This window comes from Binatus sp. (SeqCode), from assembly GCF_050013435.1.
In the GTDB taxonomy this organism is placed as follows: domain Bacteria; phylum Desulfobacterota; class Binatia; order Binatales; family Binataceae; genus Binatus.
Map to the genome: position 1 here is coordinate 1 of NZ_JBEKFG010000040.1, position 17,656 is coordinate 17,656.

The 17,656-nt window shown below is 61.8% G+C and carries 16 protein-coding genes; 10 read left to right on the top strand and 6 right to left on the bottom strand.

The annotated features are described in order from the left end of the window. From hpnC to ABSB13_RS09715, 6 genes are all read left to right on the top strand, one after another. A partial coding sequence (hpnC, locus tag ABSB13_RS09690; protein ID WP_428107724.1) for a squalene synthase HpnC occupies positions 1-752 on the top strand: 752 nt, incomplete at its 5' end. Beyond that, a complete protein-coding gene (gene hpnD, locus ABSB13_RS09695; protein ID WP_428107726.1) occupies positions 733-1,656 on the top strand; it encodes a presqualene diphosphate synthase HpnD in 924 nt (307 codons plus the stop codon). The genes hpnC and hpnD, both read left to right, overlap by 20 nt. Before the next feature lie 35 nt (positions 1,657-1,691). Further along, on the top strand, positions 1,692-3,044 hold the full coding sequence (gene hpnE, locus ABSB13_RS09700; RefSeq protein ID WP_428107727.1) for a hydroxysqualene dehydroxylase HpnE: 1,353 nt from the start codon (positions 1,692-1,694) through the stop codon (positions 3,042-3,044). Positions 3,045-3,060: 16 nt separating this feature from the next. Continuing rightward, complete coding sequence (hpnA, locus tag ABSB13_RS09705; RefSeq protein ID WP_428107728.1) at positions 3,061-4,065, top strand: hopanoid-associated sugar epimerase; 1,005 nt, start codon at positions 3,061-3,063, stop codon at positions 4,063-4,065. 7 nt (positions 4,066-4,072) lie between these two features. Continuing rightward, a complete protein-coding gene (locus ABSB13_RS09710; RefSeq protein ID WP_428107730.1) occupies positions 4,073-4,999 on the top strand; it encodes a carotenoid biosynthesis protein in 927 nt (308 codons plus the stop codon). 82 nt (positions 5,000-5,081) lie between these two features. Further along, positions 5,082-5,876, top strand: coding sequence for an SDR family NAD(P)-dependent oxidoreductase (locus ABSB13_RS09715; protein WP_428107732.1), 795 nt, complete (start codon positions 5,082-5,084; stop codon positions 5,874-5,876). Here the strand turns inward: ABSB13_RS09715 and ABSB13_RS09720 are convergent. Next, entirely contained in the window at positions 5,833-6,636 is an 804-nt protein-coding gene (locus ABSB13_RS09720) for a phosphorylase family protein (protein ID WP_428107733.1), read from the bottom strand. The two genes, ABSB13_RS09715 and ABSB13_RS09720, sit on opposite strands and share 44 nt — an antisense overlap. 152 nt (positions 6,637-6,788) lie before the next feature. Between ABSB13_RS09720 and hpnK the strand changes: the two genes are divergently transcribed. Next, the gene (hpnK, locus tag ABSB13_RS09725) at positions 6,789-7,649 is read left to right on the top strand and encodes a hopanoid biosynthesis-associated protein HpnK (RefSeq protein WP_428107735.1); all 861 of its coding nucleotides are present in this window, start codon (positions 6,789-6,791) and stop codon (positions 7,647-7,649) included. Positions 7,650-7,717: 68 nt separating this feature from the next. Beyond that, a complete protein-coding gene (locus tag ABSB13_RS09730) occupies positions 7,718-8,236 on the top strand; it encodes a GNAT family N-acetyltransferase (protein ID WP_428107736.1) in 519 nt (172 codons plus the stop codon). A gap of 80 nt (positions 8,237-8,316) precedes the next feature. Here the strand turns inward: ABSB13_RS09730 and ABSB13_RS09735 are convergent, their stop codons facing one another. From ABSB13_RS09735 to ABSB13_RS09745, 3 genes are all read right to left on the bottom strand, one after another. After that, positions 8,317-8,784, bottom strand: a complete 468-nt coding sequence (locus tag ABSB13_RS09735; RefSeq protein ID WP_428107738.1) for a hypothetical protein — start codon at positions 8,782-8,784, stop codon at positions 8,317-8,319. 181 nt (positions 8,785-8,965) lie between these two features. Next, a complete protein-coding gene (locus ABSB13_RS09740; protein WP_428107740.1) occupies positions 8,966-10,126 on the bottom strand; it encodes a serine hydrolase domain-containing protein in 1,161 nt (386 codons plus the stop codon). 130 nt (positions 10,127-10,256) lie between these two features. Continuing rightward, entirely contained in the window at positions 10,257-10,826 is a 570-nt protein-coding gene (locus ABSB13_RS09745) for a hypothetical protein (protein ID WP_428107742.1), read from the bottom strand. Positions 10,827-11,047: 221 nt separating this feature from the next. Here ABSB13_RS09745 and ABSB13_RS09750 point away from each other — a divergent pair, with 221 nt between their 5' ends. Further along, positions 11,048-13,615, top strand: a complete 2,568-nt coding sequence (locus tag ABSB13_RS09750; protein WP_428107744.1) for a M1 family metallopeptidase — start codon at positions 11,048-11,050, stop codon at positions 13,613-13,615. 106 nt (positions 13,616-13,721) lie between these two features. On the opposite strand, the gene ABSB13_RS09755 is transcribed toward ABSB13_RS09750, so the two are convergent. Both ABSB13_RS09755 and ABSB13_RS09760 read right to left on the bottom strand, forming a co-directional pair. After that, positions 13,722-14,369, bottom strand: coding sequence for a nucleotidyltransferase domain-containing protein (locus ABSB13_RS09755; RefSeq protein WP_428107773.1), 648 nt, complete (start codon positions 14,367-14,369; stop codon positions 13,722-13,724). Between the two features lie 89 nt (positions 14,370-14,458). Then, positions 14,459-15,472, bottom strand: coding sequence for an aldo/keto reductase (locus tag ABSB13_RS09760; RefSeq protein WP_428107746.1), 1,014 nt, complete (start codon positions 15,470-15,472; stop codon positions 14,459-14,461). Between the two features lie 573 nt (positions 15,473-16,045). On the opposite strand from ABSB13_RS09760, the gene hpnR reads away from it, so the two are divergent. Next, complete coding sequence (gene hpnR / locus ABSB13_RS09765; protein WP_428107748.1) at positions 16,046-17,578, top strand: hopanoid C-3 methylase HpnR; 1,533 nt, start codon at positions 16,046-16,048, stop codon at positions 17,576-17,578. The last annotated feature ends 78 nt before the right edge of the window (positions 17,579-17,656 follow it).

Genomic DNA, 17,656 nt, shown 5'->3' on the forward strand with positions numbered 1-17,656 from the left:
GCGAGATGCGCCCGCACATGTATGCGATTTACGCGTACGCGCGGATGGCGGACGACTTTGCCGACGAGCATCATGACCTCGCGATGCTCGACGAATGGGAGCGCGAGCTCGACCTGGCGTACGCCGGTACGCCGCGCCATCCGGTATTTATTGCGCTCGCCGACACGGTGCGCCGCTTCGAAATTCCGCGCGAGCCGTTCAAAGATCTTTTGACTGCGTTTCGATCCGACGTGGACTTCAAGGGCTTCGACACGCTCGACGACCTGCTCGGCTATTCGCACTACTCGGCCAATCCGGTTGGACGGCTGGTGCTTTACCTGTTCGGCTACCGCGACGCGGAGCGGCAGCATCTGTCGGACCTCGTCTGCAGTGGATTGCAACTCGCCAACTTCTGGCAGGACGTTGCAGTCGATCTCGACAAGGGACGAATCTATCTTCCGCGCCGCGACATGGAACGATTCGGAGTCACGCCGGCGGACCTGGCCGCGCATACCTCGTCGCGCGAGTTTGTGGATTTGATGCGTCATGAAGCCGGCGTCGCGCGTGCGATGCTGGTTGAGGGGGGAGAATTGCACAAGCGCGTGGACAAGCGGCTGCGGCGCGACATCGTGATGTTCGCGGGCGGCGGGCTGGCGATTATCCGCGCGATCGATCGCGTCAACTACGATGTGTTCCGGATGCGTCCCGAACTGGCGAAACTCGACTATTTAAAACTCGGATGGAGCGCGATCTGTGGACGGCTTGAAGTCTGACGGCAGCTCCGCCGGAATCGAAGCAGCCGCCGGCCGCGACGACGCGTCGCTCGACGCCGACTACGAACGCTGTGCGCAAATCACACGGCGCTCGCGGTCGAATTTTTACTACGCGTTCATTTTGCTGCCGCCCCAGCGCCGCCGTGCGCTCTACGCCGTCTATGCATTCTGCCGTTTCATCGACGATATCGCCGACGACGAAGCGATTCGCGACCCGGCGCTGCTGCTTCGCCGGTGGCGCGAGGAACTCGACCGTGTGTACGCGGGCGTGCCGACGCGCGCGCTTTCCCGCGCACTCGCCGACAGCGCGCGGCGATTTAAAATTCCGCGGGAGCTGTTCGAGGAAATCATAAACGGCGTGGAGATGGATCTGTCGCGCAAGCGCTATCAAAGCTGGGAAGAGCTGCGGCCGTACTGCTATCGCGTCGCGTCGGCGCTGGGCCTCATCTGCATCGAGATTTTTGGCTACCGTAATCCGTCGGCGAAGTTGTACGCGGAGAACCTCGGACTGGCGCTTCAATTGACCAATATTATCCGCGACGTGGGCGAGGACGCGGCGCGCGGCCGCATTTATCTTCCGCTGGATGACCTCGCGCGATTCAACGTGAACGAGAACGAAATTCTCGGCGGCGCGTACTCGCCGAACTTCGTCAGCCTGATGGATTTCGAGGCGAAACGCGCGCAGGAGCTTTACGCGAAGGCGCGCAGCGCGCTCGCGCCGGAGGATCGCGCGACGCTGCTGACGGCCGAGGCGATGCGGCTTATCTATGCCGCGTTGCTCGAACGGATCATCAAATCGAACTATCGCGTGCTCGACCGCCGCCACAGCCTGTCTGCGCCGCACAAGCTCTACCTGGTCGGCCGCGCGTGGGCGGTGGGGCGCTGCGGCGCGCTGCACGGATAAGCGGGATGCGCGTGGCGAATTAGATGGTATCGGCGATGAAAGACGTGGTCGTGATCGGCGCCGGGTTCGCGGGACTCAGCGCAGCCGTCGCGCTAGCCCAGCGCGGCGTGCGGGTCACAGTGCTCGAAGGAAAACCCGCGCCCGGCGGGCGTGCGTATTCGTTCGCCGAACCCGACACCGGAGATTTCGTCGACAACGGGCAGCACGTCCTGATGGGTTGCTACGTCGAAACGCTCGACTTCCTCAAACGGATCGGCGCTTACGAGCAGTTGGTATTTCACGAAGATTTGGAAATCGAAATGCTCGCGGGTCCCGGCCAGAGTGCGATCCTGAAAACGGCGCGGCTGCCCGGACCTCTGCACATGACGGCCGCGTTGCTCGGATACCGGCATCTGAGTGTCGCGGAGCGCTTCGCTGTTATGCGCGGCGGACTGCGGATGCTCGCGATGAGACGGTTCGGCGAGGGCGAATTGCGCCGTCTCACCGTCACGCAGTTGATGGATCGCCTCGGGCAATCGGAACAAGCGCGCCGCTGCTTCTGGTACCCGCTGTCGATCGCGACGCTGAACGACGAGCCGCAATCGTCGTCGGCGCAGCTGTTGGCCGAGGTCCTCAAGCGTGCGTTCTTTTCGCGTCGCCGCGACTCCGCGTTCGTTTATTCGCGCGTCGGGCTGAGCGACCTGTACTGCACGGGCGCGCAGCGGATGATCGAGCGCGCCGGCGGGAAGGTTGTTTCGCATTCGATCGTGGAGATGCTGGAACCCGGCGCTCGAGGCCATGTCGCAAGCGTGCGGCTGCGCGACGGGCGGCGAATCGAGGCGTCGGACTTCATCAGCGCGGTGCCGGCGCCCCAGTTGCTGCGGTTCCTGCCCGAAAGCGCGGTTGCCGATCCATTTTTCTCGCGCTTCACGGGCCTTTCGAGCTCGCCAATCATCTGTGTCCACCTGTGGCTCGATCGCGAAGTGACTAATTCACCGTTCATCGGTTTTATCGGCACTACTACTCAATGGCTATTCAACAAACGTCAAATATTCGCGCAGCGCGGCGAGGCGCATCCTGGTTACCTGAGCTTCGTGATAAGCGGCGCGCGAAAGCTGATCGATCGCAGCAACCCGGAAATTCTGGATATCGTGATTAACGATCTCCATGCGATGATTCCCGCTTCGCGCGAAGCCAGAGTCGTGAAGTCGCTGGTGCTCAAGGAGAAAAACGCCACGATGGCGCCGGACCTCCGATCGCATGAACTGCGTCCGACGGCGAAAACGCCGATCGCGAACTTCTTCCTGGCAGGCGACTGGATACAAACCGGTCTGCCGGCAACGATTGAGAGCGCGGTGATTTCGGGACGGGCCGCAGCGGCCGCCGTCTGCGAGCGAAGTGCTGAATAGCTATTGAGTGAATTCGATGAATACTAAGTTAACGCTGGTGACGGGCGGCAACGGATTCGTGGGATGCCACGTCGTGCGCGCGCTCATCGCCCGCGGCGACCGCGTGCGAGTGCTGGCGCGCGAGAACGCGGATTTAAGCGCGCTGGTTGGCCTGCCGGTCGAGATCGTGTGGGGCGATCTGCGGTACCTCGGTTCCGTCGAGCGCGCGGTCAATGGATGCAACGAGGTTTATCACGTCGCCGCCGATTACCGGCTGTGGCTTACCGATCCGGCGCCGATGTATGCGACGAACGTCGGCGGCACGCAGCATATTATCCGGGCCGCAGCCAACGCCGGTGTTTCGCGAATCGTTCACACCAGCACAGTGGGGGCGCTGGGAATTCCACACGGCGGGGTGGGGCGCGAAGACACGCCGTCGTCGCTTGCCGAGATGACGGGTCATTACAAGCGATCGAAATACATGGCGGAGCAGACAGCGCTGGAAGCCGCCCGCGCGGGTGTGCCGGTTGTGATCGTGAATCCATCGACGCCGATTGGCGCACTCGACTTGAAGCCGACTCCGACCGGCCGAATCATCGTGGACTTCCTCAATCGGCGGATGCCGGCGTACGTGGAGACTGGCCTTAACATTGTCGATGTGGAGAATGTCGCACACGGCCATTTGCTGGCGGCGGAGCGCGGGCGAATCGGTGAGAAGTATATTCTCGGCGGCGAAAATCTCACGCTCAGGGAATTTCTCGAGCGACTCGCCATGATTTCCGGACTGCCCGCGCCAAAGATGAGGATTCCGTACGCGGTCGCGTTGGGGTATGCGCTCGGTGCCGAAGCGTTTGCGCGTACCGTCACGCGCCGGGCGCCACGGGCGAGCCTGACCGAGGTCCGGATGGCGCGAAAGCGGATGTTCTTCGACTCGTCGAAAGCGCGTGCAGAGTTGGGTTATTCGCCGGGGCCGATCGATGCGGCGCTGGCGGCAGCAATAGAATTCTTTAGATCCAAAGGGACGGCCAAGAACGCCGCATAAACCAAGCATGCATTTACTACTGTCCACGATCATGCTGCGCCCCTACGTGTTCATCTTTCTGGTGAGTTTTCTGTATATCGCGATCGTGAACTTCGGTCTGCGCACGACAGTTTTGTTTACGGTCCTGACCTACGCCGTGTCGCTCGCGTGCGAGTGGTCTTCAGTTCACAACGGATTCCCGTTCGGGCTGTATCACTATATTGACACGACCCGCGGGTCCGAGATTTGGGTATTCGGCGTTCCATTCATGGATTCGTTGTCGTTCACCTTCCTGGCGTTCGCCAGCTACACGCTCGCGCTGTTGCTCAGTTCGCCGTTGTATCGGCAGGGTGCTGATTTTCGGATTCTCGACACGTGGCAAATTCGCCGTGCGCCGCGAGTATGGCTGATGGCAGCGCTGTTCATGGTGATGGTGGACCTGGTGGTCGATCCGCTGAGCGTGCTCGGCGACAGATGGTTCCTCGGCAAAATGTTCTGGTACGATCCGCCGGGGCCGCACTTCGGAGTGCCGATCAGCAACTACCTGGGATGGTATTTCGTCGCCGCGATCACGATTGCGATTTTCCAGTGGCTCGACGCGATGCTCAATCGCGGCTCGACGAGGCCGGCGCGTGCGCTTCCCGCGATGCGGTCGCGCGCGCTGCTTGGTCCGGCGCTTTATGCGGGGATCGTGATCTTCGGAATCACGATGCTGTTCCGAATCAACGCGCCGGAAATCGCATGGGCTGCCGTGTTCATCTACCTGCCCTTCACGGTCCTGGCGATTCATATCCTTACCCGCCGCGAATCCTACGGCGACCACGCGGCAATCGAGCGCCACCTTGCAGACTTTCCCTACGAGCGCGCTCTTCCTGTCTGGAGGCCGGCGGTCGCGCGCATCCGCGAGCCGGGCCGCCGCATAGCGATCGCAGACAGTCGCCGGCGAGGCGCTTGATCGGGAGACGCTTCCAAATTTTCGCCAAGTGTGGCAAGCGTCGGTCATCGAGCCACGACGAAGTAAACCGAGGTGACTTGGCATGCTGCTCAAGGACAAGGTTGCGTTGATCACGGGCGCGGGTTCGGGAATCGGCCGCGCCAGCGCGATTCGGTTTGCGCAAGAAGGCGCGAAGCTGATGGTCGCCGACGTACGCGCCGAATCAGCGAGCAACACCGCGGCTGAGATCGAAAGGGCCGGCGGCATCGCGAAGTCGGTGTCCGTGGACGTGCGCGTCGGCGCCGAAGTCGAGCGGATGGTCAATGAAACCGTGAGCGCGTTCGGCCGGCTCGACATCATGTTCAACAACGCCGGCGTCTTCGTGCCCAAAAACGTGGTGAACACGACCGAGGAAGAATGGGACTGGGTCGTGGACGTGTGCCTGAAGGGCGTATTCTTCGGCTGCAAGTATGCGATCCCGCAAATGATCAAGCAGGGCGGCGGCGTGATCGTCAACACCGCCAGCGGCGCGGGAATCAAGGGTGTGCCGGATCTTGCCGCCTACCAGGCGGCGAAGGGCGGCGTCGTGATCATGTCGAAAGGAATCGCGCTCGACTTCGCGCGCGACAAGATTCGATGCGTGTCGATATGCCCGGGCGTGATCGAGACGCCGATCGCCGAGAATTGCAACGTCGTTTCCGCCGGCGCGTCGCAGTTGGTTTGGGAACGCACCACAAACATGCATCCGCTCGGGCGCAACGGAAAGCCGGAAGAGGTCGCTGCGCTGGCGGCCTTCCTGGCGTCGGATGAGGCGGGATTCATCACGGGAGTCGCGGTGCCAATTGACGGCGGGCTCAGCGCGGGCTCTTTCGCACCACCGGCCCGCGAGCACGCCTAGTAGCCGCCGGGACCTCGCCGTCGTGCGCGATAGCCGTCAGTGCGTCGGCGATTGCGGCCGTTGCGCGCGACAGGTTTCGAATCATCCGCGGCAGCTTGAGCAGCGCTGCCGGATTGCGCAGCAGGTAGGACGTTGCGGCGAGCGGCCGGACGTTGCCGTCCTGGTCGGCCATCGCCGCGCCCACTACTTCGTCGTCAACTGCGTCGAGCACCGCCCGGATCGCGACGAACGGGATTCCGCGCGCAGCCGCTTCTGCGGCAATCGCGGCCGTTTCCATGTCCACCGCGATCGCGCCGGTGCTTTTCTTGGCGCGGCGCTTCTCGGCGCCGGTGGCGAGCACGCGATGCGACGTCAAAATCGCGCCGGTCGAGTACGCGATACCCGCAATCGCAAGCGAGCGGCCCACCGCGCGGATGTGCGCGTCGCCCACGGTCGTCAATTGTTCGGCAACCTGGCCGTCGCTGTGAATCGTCAGAGTGCGGTCGGAGAGGATCAGATCGCCCGGCTTCAGTCCGCTCGAGAGCGCGCCGACCACGCCGGTCCCGATTACCAACTCGGCGCCGGGTATCAGATCGAACGCGCGGCGCGCGGTATCGCTTGCTCGGCTGTGGCCGATCCCATGGCCAACGACGGTGAATTGTTTGCCGCCGATCTCCGCGCGAAAGCCATGCAAGCCGTCCAGAGCGAGCGGAGCGCGACCGCTGAGCCGGCGCTTGAAAGGCGCGATCTCGCGCGCGAAGGCATAAAAGAGAAGAATCAATCGCGTGTTCTCATTTTGGACTTTCGCAGCGCGCACTTGAGCGAGCCATCCGATGCTAGCAAAATTGTGCCGGTGTTTTTCAATCTCTCACTTTCTCACGGGTTCAGCAGGCTTCGTTATCGGCCGTCCGTGGCGATTCGCGGTGGCACAGTTTGAAGCGCCTGATCGTTAACGCCGACGACTTCGGCTTGTCGCCCGAGGTCAACGCCGCCGTCGTGCGGGCGAGTCGCGACGGAATTTTGCGCAGTGCGAGCCTGATGGTTGCGGAGCCTGCCGCGGCGGCCGCTGCCGAAATAGCGCACGAAAATCCCGCGCTCGACGTCGGGCTGCATGTGGTGGTCTGCCGGGGACGCAGTATCCTCGATGCGTCGCGGCTCGGCGCCGCGGTCCGTGCGTCGGGAGAGTTCATCGACAATCCCGTGGCTGCGGGGATGAGATATTTCTTCGACCGTTCGATGCGCGCCGCGATGACCGGCGAACTGCGCGCGCAAGTCGAGCGGCATCTCGAGTTGATCGGCTACCTCAACCATATCGACGGGCACTTGAATTTCCACGTCCATCCGTTGTTCGCCGATATTTTGGTTGACCTCGCCGTCGAATATAAGGTGCCATGCATCAGGCTCCCGCGCGAGCGCGTGATGACCACGCTGCGGCTGCGCCGGGACAATGCGCCGCGCAAGCTCGTCGAATCGATCATCTTTCGGACCCTGTCGCGCCGCACCCGCCGCATGATGGCGGAGCGTGGCCTCATCTCGACCGACGCGCTGTTCGGACTTCATCAGAGCGGTCATCTGAGCGAGGATTACGTCGTGGGCGTGATCGATCGTATCCGCGATGGCGCCACGGAACTTTATTTTCATCCGGCTGCCGATATCGGCGGAGTCCCGCCCGCGGTCGAGGCGCAACTCGAGGTCGAGATTCTCACCAGCCGGCGCGTGCGCGATGCGATCGATCGAAATGGAATCGAACTGATCACGTTTGCCGAGCTTGCAAAACGCAATCCCGCCGCTTGATTCAACTTTGCATCAGGCGTTGCCTGTGACTCGTGCGGAAAAAACTTCCCGAGCGGGAGATTAGCGCCATGGCGGACGTAAAGATTCGGCCTGCGGTGCGCGACGACCTGCCGCGCCTGACGGAAATTTACAACTACTACATCATCAACACGCCCATCACCTTCGACTTGGAACCATTTACAGCGAAGCAGCGCGCGCGATGGTTCGATGAGCATGCCGGGACGAAGCGGTATCGCATGTTCGTCGCACAGGACGCCGGCCGGGTCGTCGGCTATGCGTGCACGGGGCCGTTTCGCGGCAAGGCGGCGTACGACACCAGCGTCGAGACGTCGATCTACTGCGCGGACGACGCGACCGGGCGGGGCATCGGCGCGATGCTGTATCGCGTCCTGTTCGACGCGCTGAAGAACGAGGACATTCATCGCCTGTTGGCGGGGATCACGCTTCCCAACGACGCGTCGATCAAGCTGCATCGAAGCTTCGGCTTCACCGAGGTTGGCATCTTCAGCGAATGCGGCCGCAAGCTCGACCGTTACTGGGATGTCGTGTGGATGCAGCGCCCGCTCCGGCTCGGCACTGTGCCATGAGAGCGATCGGTCGCATAACCTGCCGCCGTGGACGCCAGGCTGCGAGTCGGATCGGAGCAGCGCGTGAGCCGCGAGACGAGCTACTCGGACTTGTATCCTTCCACGCGACTCTCGATTGCATGCCTGAGCGCGTTAATTGAGTCGAGGGTCTCGGTGATCTTCACGAAGGTCTGGATTTTCGCATGCAGCTTGTCCGCCTTCAACTTCTCCCACCTTGTTTCGGCTTCTCTGGGCTTGATGCCATGCAACTCGTACAGTACGGAGATCTGCTCGCGAAAAACGTCCAGCGGACCAAGCGCTTCCACCAGTGCGCGCAATTCTTGGATGTGGGTTGCTTTGCTACGTGATATGCCGTGATGTCCTTCTTCCAACTCTTTGCCCAAGACGTCGAGAGTGACTTTAAGAGACTCACTTGCCGCGTCCACGTTCACCGCCTCCAGCAACACGACCGCCGAGTTGATCTCAGCAGCCGTGTTGGCGATTTCGAGCAGGCGCCCTGAGTCTTTGAGCTCATCAAGCATTTGCTGAAGTTTCTGAGTGCTTTCCATAAGCGTGTTGCCTCACCTTGGAATATCGGCACGGCCACAACCCGACGAACAGTTTACACGAGCCCGCCACAATCGAGCTACGGGGCCTTTGGGACAAGAGGACGTTTCAATGCCACGGGTTCCAGGTCGGCTGGGATTCCCAGTTTGAAACCACCGCCGTCCGCGACTCGTGTGGCGCGTTTCAGTTCACGACCGAAGCGAGCACCATGTCTGAGAGCCGCTGAAGACGCTCGAAATTGCGCGACTCCTCCAGCAGTCCGGCGGTCAGGCACACGAACGTCAAATCCCGCTCCGGATCGATCCAGAACATGGTCGAACCAGCGCCGAGACCGCCGAACGTCGAGGGCGACGCCGTCGTGCCGAACGGGTGCGGGAAGATGCCGGTGCCGCGGATGAAGAAGCTCAAGCCGAGGTTGGCGGGGAATTCGCCCCAGCCGCGCGCCTCGTAAGCATAGCTGAACAGATTATTCGGCAGCGTGCCGGTGTGAATGGTGGCGGCCAGCCGGATCGATGCCGGCGACAGCACTCGAACTCCGTCGAGTTCGCCACCACGCCTGAGCATCTCGGCCCATCGCAAAATATCGCCCGCGGTGGAAACCACACCGCCGGCCGGAATCTCAGCCTCCGCGGTCAGCAGCAGGTTCATCGCTTCGAGCAATTCGGGCTGGAAGACTCCGGGAGTTCGATCCCGCACGACTATCGGAACGAACCGCGCAGCGAGGTCCTTGCGCCGGCCCAAGGCGGTTTCTTTCATGCCCAATGGCTCGAAGAATTCCTGCGCGAGAATGTCACGGAACGACCGGCGCCCGCCGTCAAGTCTCCGCACCACTTCCGCCAGCACCGCGTGCGCGGTAAGCGCGCTGTAGCTGACGGCGCTGCCGGGAACGGTATCGGGGAGCTGCTGGCACGCTGCCGCTACAAAAACCTCGAGGTTGCCGAACATCTCCGGCGGGAGCGCAGGAGTCGCCGACATCCCGGCAGTGTGAGTCAGCATATGCGCAACTGAGATCCGCTGCTTGCCCTTGACTGCGAACTCCGGGATCACGTCTGCGATCTTCGTGGTCAGCAGCAGCTCGCCGCGTTCCACGCGCGCCAGGACCGCCGCGGTGGTCATCGTCTTGGTAATCGACATGATCGCGAAAATGTCATCGGTGCGCGCGGCGCGGCTGCTGGCCCTATCGGCGAAGCCGACTGCCTCATGCGCTGCGACCACCCCGCCCCGGGCGAGGGCGTACACAGCTCCGTCGTAGCGGTTGCTGGCGACATCGTGGCGTATCGCGGCGGCGACCCGCTCGAGTCGTGCCGGATCGATTCCGATTTCTGCGGGCTTGCCGGTCTTCATTGAATACCTCCTGCCAATGGCACGAACGAAATTGGCGCGAACATCGGGAGCGTCTCGACCGCCTTGAAGAGCAAGATCAAAAGAGGGCTGCACCGGGTCGCGAGGCTGTACCCGGCTTCTCGTCTCCGGCCTATTTCAACTGCAACTCGCCCGACTCGGCGCATGAGTCTCCCTGGCTGTCAGTGGAAATGGCCACGAAGAAAACCACATCTGCCGTCGAGCCCGAGAATGCCCCGTACACCGCATTGTAGGTGGTCGGCCCACTTCCTTTGTCGATCGTGAAAGTCGTATCAGTCGTCGAGAACGTTCCTGAAGTTGTGTTGGTCGTTTCAGTGAACGGCGTAACATCGACTGGGCCTCCGACCGCCGTCAGGTCTTGAGAGACCACTGCGCCGGTGACCTTAATCATCGATCCGCTTATCGTGAGCTGCTTGGCATTGAAGGTCAGCACGCCGATCTGATCTTTAATCAAACCGACGGAGCTAAACGAAGAAAAGGCGAGAGGTGGTGGCTCTGAACCTAGCTCCAGCACCTGTGCAAGGAGATTGGGTTGGCAGAATTCGTGAATTTGAACTGCGTAGGTACCTGAGAGCTTGGGTTGCGCTGGCGCCGAGGCCTCACTGGCGCGACCTCCTGCCACCAGCAGCAATGCACACACCGCGACACTCAATCCCAAAACACTTCGCATACGAAAATTCATCGTGAATCTCCTCTTATTCCAAACGCGCGCCGTCTCGACCGAATGAGCTTTGAAGAGTATTCACTCAAGGCCCTTAAGGGCAAACTTAGGCCAGTGCTTCCGGCTCGCCGCGGGATCGATTGCTCGCACCCCGGCGCGGTTTGAACTAGGCTATGCACTTGCGGGGCGTGCCCCGCACAAATTTTTTCACGCTCGACCGCACACAAAGGAAGACAGACCAGATGCGCGATCAGGATGGAGCTCCACTGGCTGATTATCAGCAGGATTATCGCCTGCCGAAAAACGTCACGCCCAAGCGCTACGAGATTCGCCTGACGCCCGATCTCAAGGCGTTCACGTTTCAAGGCGAGGTGAATATCGCCGTAGTCGTCAACCAGGCGACCGACGACGTCGTGCTGAACGCGCTCGAACTGGAAATCGACAAGGTGAGCGCGCAGCGCAGCGGAAAAACCGTCGGCGCGAAGGCCGAGCTGGAGCCGGCCAAAGAACGCGCGCATCTCCGATTCGCCGAGAAACTTTCGCCGGGCGAATGGCGGCTTAAGATTGCGTTCCGTGGAATCCTGAACGACAAGCTGCACGGCTTTTATCGCAGCCAGTACCAGGACGCTTCCGGCAAGACCCACGTCGCCGCGACGACGCAGTTCGAATCCACCGACGCGCGCCGCGCGTTTCCGTGCTGGGACGAGCCGGAGCTCAAGGCAAGCTACAAAGTGACGCTGGTTGTCGATGAGCACCTGGCCGCCATCTCGAACGGCGGACAGGAGAGCGAGCGCAAGCTGGCCGGCGCAAAGAAGGAGGTCGTCTTCAAGGAGACGATCCCGATGTCCACCTACCTGGTCGCGTTCATCGTCGGCGAGTTCGAGGCGACCGCGCCGGTCGATGCGGGCACGCCGCTGCGGATCGTTCACGTTCCCGGCAAACAGTCGCTGACCGGTTGGGCGCGGCAGATTGGCGCGTTCTCGCTCAAGCATTTCGCCGACTACTACGGGCTCAAGTATCCCGGCGACAAGCTCGACCTTATAGCGATTCCCGATTTCGCATCGGGTGCGATGGAAAATCTCGGCGCGATCACGTTTCGCGAGACCGCGCTGCTCGCCGACGAAAAAACCGCGTCGCGCGCCGAGCTCGAGCGCGTCGCCGACGTGGTATCGCACGAAAACGCGCACATGTGGTTCGGCGATCTCGTCACGATGCGATGGTGGAACGGGATCTGGCTCAACGAGGCGTTCGCCACCTTCATGGAGATGCTGGCCGTCGACGCGTGGAAGCCGGAGTGGAAGCGATGGGAGAGCTTCAGCGTCTCGCGCGCGGCTGCGATGTCTATAGACGGGCTGCGCAGCACGCGCCCGATTGAATACACGGTGCGCAGTCCCGAGGACTGCCGCGCGATGTTCGACATCCTGACCTATGAGAAGGGCGCGGCCGTGCTGCGGATGCTCGAGCAGTTCCTGGGCGCCAACGTCTTTCGCGACGGGATTCGCCTCTACCTGAGCAAGCATCAATTCAACAACACCGAGACCAGCGACCTGTGGGACGCGCTCGAGGCGGCGTCGCGCGAGCCCGTGCGGAAAATGATGGACTCGTGGATCTTCCAGCCCGGCTTTCCGATCATCGAGGCGGCGCCGGCTGCTGACGGCCGCGGACTCAAGCTTTCGCAGCGCCGCTTCTTCTATCTCGCCGAGGACAACCAGCAGCTCTGGCATGTGCCCGTGATGGTTCGCGCGCAGACCGGCCAGGGCGGCTCGACCCACAAGGTGATCCTGACCACCGCCGATGCGACTCTCGATATTCCGGGCAAGCTCGAATGGGCGCTGTTGAACGAGGGCGGCCACGGCTTCTATCGCGTGCACTATGCGCCGGCGTTGCTCGCGGCGATCACCAAGAATCTCGGCGCGCTGCAACCGATCGAACGCTTCGGGCTGGTGAGCGATACGTGGGCGGCAACCGTCGCGGGACTTGGCCCGCTCAGCGAGTTCCTCAAGATGGCGCGGCTGTTCACCGCCGAGACCGACATCAACGTATGGCGCGCGTTGATCGGCGCGTTCGCCTACCTCGACATGATCGCGTCCGACGCCGACCGGCCCGCGCTGGCCGCCACGGTGCGCGAGGTCGCCGGTCCCGCCGCCGCACGGCTGGGCTGGGAGCCAAAGTCCGGCGAGAGCGAGCTCGTGCGCCAGTTGCGCGGCACGCTCATCGGCGCACTCGGCACGCTCGGCGACGATCCCGAGGTCCACCAGCGCGCGCGCGCGCTGTATGCGCGCTTCGAGGATAATCCCCAGTCCGCCGATCGCGACCTGATGCCCGCGCTGGTGAACATCCTTGCCCATTGCGGCGACGCCGCGCGTTACGAGGAGTTCAAGCGAAAGTTCAAAGCGCCGCGCACGCCGCAGGAAGAGCAGCGCTACCTGTTTGCGCTGGCAAATTTCCGCAATCGGGATCTCCTGAAAAAAACCATGGAGATGACGCTGGACGGCCAGGTGCGAACCCAGAATTCGCCGTACCTGATGCATTCGCTGCTGCTCAACCCCGCGTGCCGCTACCAGGCGTGGGACTTTGCGCGCGCGCATTGGGACGAGATGATTCAGAAGTATCCCGACAACGCGCTGCCGCGGATGTGCGAAGCGGTGGTCGCGCTCCTCGATCGCGAAGACGAGATCAAGAAGTTCTTCGCCGAGCATCGCGTGCGGCTCGGCGGCAAGATCATAGATCAGCACCTCGAGCGGCTGAGCGTCGCGGTCGGATTCCGCCGCCGCGAAGGCGCAAACCTGCAAGCAACGCTCAAGCGTTGAAAAGAGGAGCGGCACTGCCAGGATATTCGAGCACTACTCCGAGCGGACGGCGACGGTCGAAATCAACTACACCTTCCGCGCGACGCCGTTAATTTCCATTTCACTTCTACCCATTCGTCAAGGCCTTAAGCCATTCGTGACCCGGGTGCGATGCTGCGAGCGCGTCGCGGAGCCATTGCCGCGCGTCCATGCTCAGAGCCGGCAGCGCGTTGTCGAAATCGATTTGATCACGCGTCTCAAGCTGCTTTGCCTTGAACAGCAGAACGATTTCCGGAGCGAGATATGGCAACCCCCACAGCGATTGAAATCCCATTGCCGAAATCGGCATCCGAATTTTCGGATTGCGGCGAAAGATCCATTCGCCGTCGGACGATTCCGCAAGCATCACCTCGAACGCCGGCTCCGATTCACCCGCGCGATACGCATTCACTTGATGCATCGGCAGTGCGAGCCTCTCTCCCTCGCACCATTCGATGATCGTCCCGCGATTCGGCGGCATCCCGTCCGGATGCGGAATGATCTTTTTCAGTAAAAATCCCTTCAGAGTTTTGTGCAGCAGCAGATGATCGCGCCGCATGACGAGCACGTCGATGTCGTGGTGCTCGCGCGTGACGCGTCCGAGATGCAGATCGATCGCCCATCCGCCAGCGAAGTAAAAGGGCGCGCGCAAACGGCCGAGCGCCTCCCCAACTTCAAGTAACGCTTTAAGGTTTGGTTTTGGCGGGTTCGCGTTCCTTTCTCCTGAACTCCTGATGTTTCACGTGAAACGTTTTCGAAAAAACTCCTTGCTCGCCCTGCGTTATCAGCGGTTGCCGCTACGTTTCACGTGAAACACTGCCGCGCTCAGCGCGCCTGGATCATCCGCGCCGCCCTTGGCTGTTCGTGGCCGAGAATCGGATGCGGCCGGTACGGCTTCTCGAGCGCGGCGATTTCGTCAGCGCTGAGCTTCACATCGACGGCCGCGATCGCTTCCTTGAGATGCGAGAGCCTGGTCGCGCCGATGATGGGTGCGGTGACGCCGGGCGCCTGCAGGATCCACGCGCATGCGATCTGCGACGGCGTGACGCCGCGCTGTTTGGCGATCTGCTCGACGACGCCCAGCACTTCGAAGTCGTACTCGCGGAAGTACATATTCTTGGCGAAGTCGTCAGTCTTGGCGCGCGCGGTTGGACCGGCGCCGCCCTTGTCGCGATTGCCCGCCAGAAATCCGCGCGCGAGCGGGCTCCATGGAATCAGGCCGACGCCGTTGTCGATGCACAGCGGATTCATCTCGCGCTCCTCCTCGCGATAGACGAGATTGTAATGGTTTTGCATCGCGACGAACCGGTGCCATCCGTTTTCCTTCTGCAGCGCAAGCGCCTTGGCGAATTGCCACGCGGCCATCGAGCTCGCGCCCAGGTAGCGCACTTTTCCCGCGCGCACCAATGAGTCCAGCGCTTCGAGGGTTTCCTCGATCGGCGTCGTGTAGTCCCAGCGGTGGATTTGGTACAGGTCGATGAAATCCATCTTGAGGCGGCGCAGCGACGCGTCGCACGCTTCGAGAATATTCTTGCGGCTTAAGCCCGCGCGATTGAGACCCGATGCCATCGGGCCGTGCACTTTGGTTGCGAGGACGATCTCGTCGCGCTTGGCCATCTCACCGAGCCATCGCCCGGTGACCTCCTCGCTCACGCCAATTGAATAGACGTTGGCCGTGTCGAAGAAGTTGATCCCCGACTCGACGGCGGCGGCGAAGTGTTCGCGCGCCTCGTCCATCGTCAGCACCCAATCGCGCCATTTCTTGTCGCCATAGCTCATGCATCCGAGGCAGATGCGTGAGACGGTGATTCCGGTCTTGCCCAATTTTGAGTACTGCATGATTTCTCCGAATGGTTTTTTGGAATAGTGAGCTTAGAGCCAAAACTCCGGCGGCAGGGGTGACCCCTGCACCGCAGGGCTGAGCCCTGCACTCAGTATTAAGGCCGCGCTCCGTTGTCGCGCGCGGCCACTGCCAACGGGTTTATACTGCGCTGCCGTCGCTGCGGCCAGAGGTGAGCAGGGGTGACCCCTGCACTCAGTGAAAAGAAAAGATGCGGCCAGACGGCCTGTTAGGACCTTTTTTGAGTCATCCTGAGCGAAGCGAAGGAACCCGGATTCGGGATTCTTCCCCTTCGGCAGCACTCAGGGCTTCGGCTCAATCACAGCAACCTTCGCTCTAGAATGACACGGGCGGCCGCGCGGCCCCTGCCACCCACTGCGCAGGTGATTCTTTCCTCATCCTGTCGACCCGTTGGCATGACGGCGGTTTTGGGCATGCTGTTTCCTTGCCTCGGCCAGCATAATAGGATGCTGGCAGTCCCGCTGGCCGATTGGTCAGGCGGATTTACCGAAGATCAGCGAATTAAGTGGAAGGTGCCGCGCGCCCGAAAGATGCGGCGCCGGAGGGAGTCTATGCGGGTCCTATTCGTACATCCGAGTCCGCTTATGTACAGCGAGATTTATTTGCGGCTCGAACCGCTGGGGATGGAGCGGGTGGCGGCGGCAACGCGTGCGGCCGGCCACGACGTGAGAATTATCGACCTGCAGATTTTCAAGCATCGCGATCTATTTGCCGAGCTCGAGAGCTTCCGCCCCAATGCAGTGGGGTTCTCGCTCAATTATCTCGCCAACGTGCCCGAGGTGATCGATCTCGCCAAAGACGTGAAGCGGCTAAGGAAGGATTGTTTCGTCTTCACCGGCGGGCACAGCGGTTCGTTCGTCGCGGATGAAATTCTCGAGCATGCCGACGGCGCGATCGACGCGGTAATCCGCGGCGAGGGCGAGACCGCGACGCCGATGATCCTCGACGCGATCGGCACCGGCTCGATCGGGAAAGTTCCCGGCGTCATGACGACGCAAGGGTCGGGGCCGACGCCGGTCATGCTCGACGATCTCGACAAGTTTTTTCCGGCGCGCGACCTGGGGCGCCGGCGCAACAAGTATTTTATCGGCGTGCTCGATCCGTGCGCGTCGATCGAGTTCACGCGCGGATGCCCGTGGGATTGCTCGTTCTGCAGCGCGTGGACGTTCTACGGCCGCAGTTACCGCAAATCGACGCCGGAAGCCGCGGCCGAAGACATGCTGTCGATCAAGGAGCCCAACGTTTTCATCGTCGATGATGTCGCGTTCATCCATCCCGAGCACGGGTTTGCGATCGGCCACGAAATCGAAAAACGCAAAATCAAAAAGCAGTACTACCTCGAGACTCGCGCCGACGTGCTGTGCCGCAATCCGGAAGTGTTCCGCTACTGGCGCAAGCTCGGCATGGAGTACATGTTCCTCGGGCTGGAAGCGATCGACGAGGAGGGGTTGAAGCTGCATCGCAAGCGCTCGTCGATGGGCGTCAACTTCAAGGCGCTCGAAGTCGCGCGCGAGATCGGAATTACCGTCGCGGTCAACCTGATCGCGGACCCGTCATGGGACGAGAATCGCTTCGAGGTGATTCGCCAATGGGCGATCAGCATCCCGGAGATCGTTCATCTGACGGTGGCGACGCCGTATCCCGGCACGGAGCTGTGGTTCACGGAATCGCGCAAGCTGACGACGCTGGACTACCGGCTGTACGACATCCAGCATGCGGTGCTGCCGACCAAGCTGCCGCTGCTGCAGTTCTACCAGGAGCTGGTGAAGACGCAGGACGTGCTCAACCGCAAGCATCTGGGGTTTGCGGCGCTGAAGTCGGTGGCGGGGATCGCGGGCAGGCTCGCGCTCAAGGGGCAAACCAACTTCATCAAGATGCTGTGGAAGTTCAACAGCGTGTACAATGCCGACCGGCAGCTCGCCGAGCATTCGCGGGAAGTGAAGTACGCGATGCGCCCGCCGTCAATGCACAGCGAGGGACGTCCGTCGGCCGACAAGCTCTACATCCACATGCCGAAGCCGTCGCATCCGGAAGCTGTGGAACCAGCCGCTGTCGGCACCGCCGCTGGCAGCGGGCAGGGGTGACGGAAGGCAAATACACTTTATTGAATGTGAAACCCGCGGTGGGTTTCACGCTTCCCTCGGCAGGGGTGACCCCTGCAC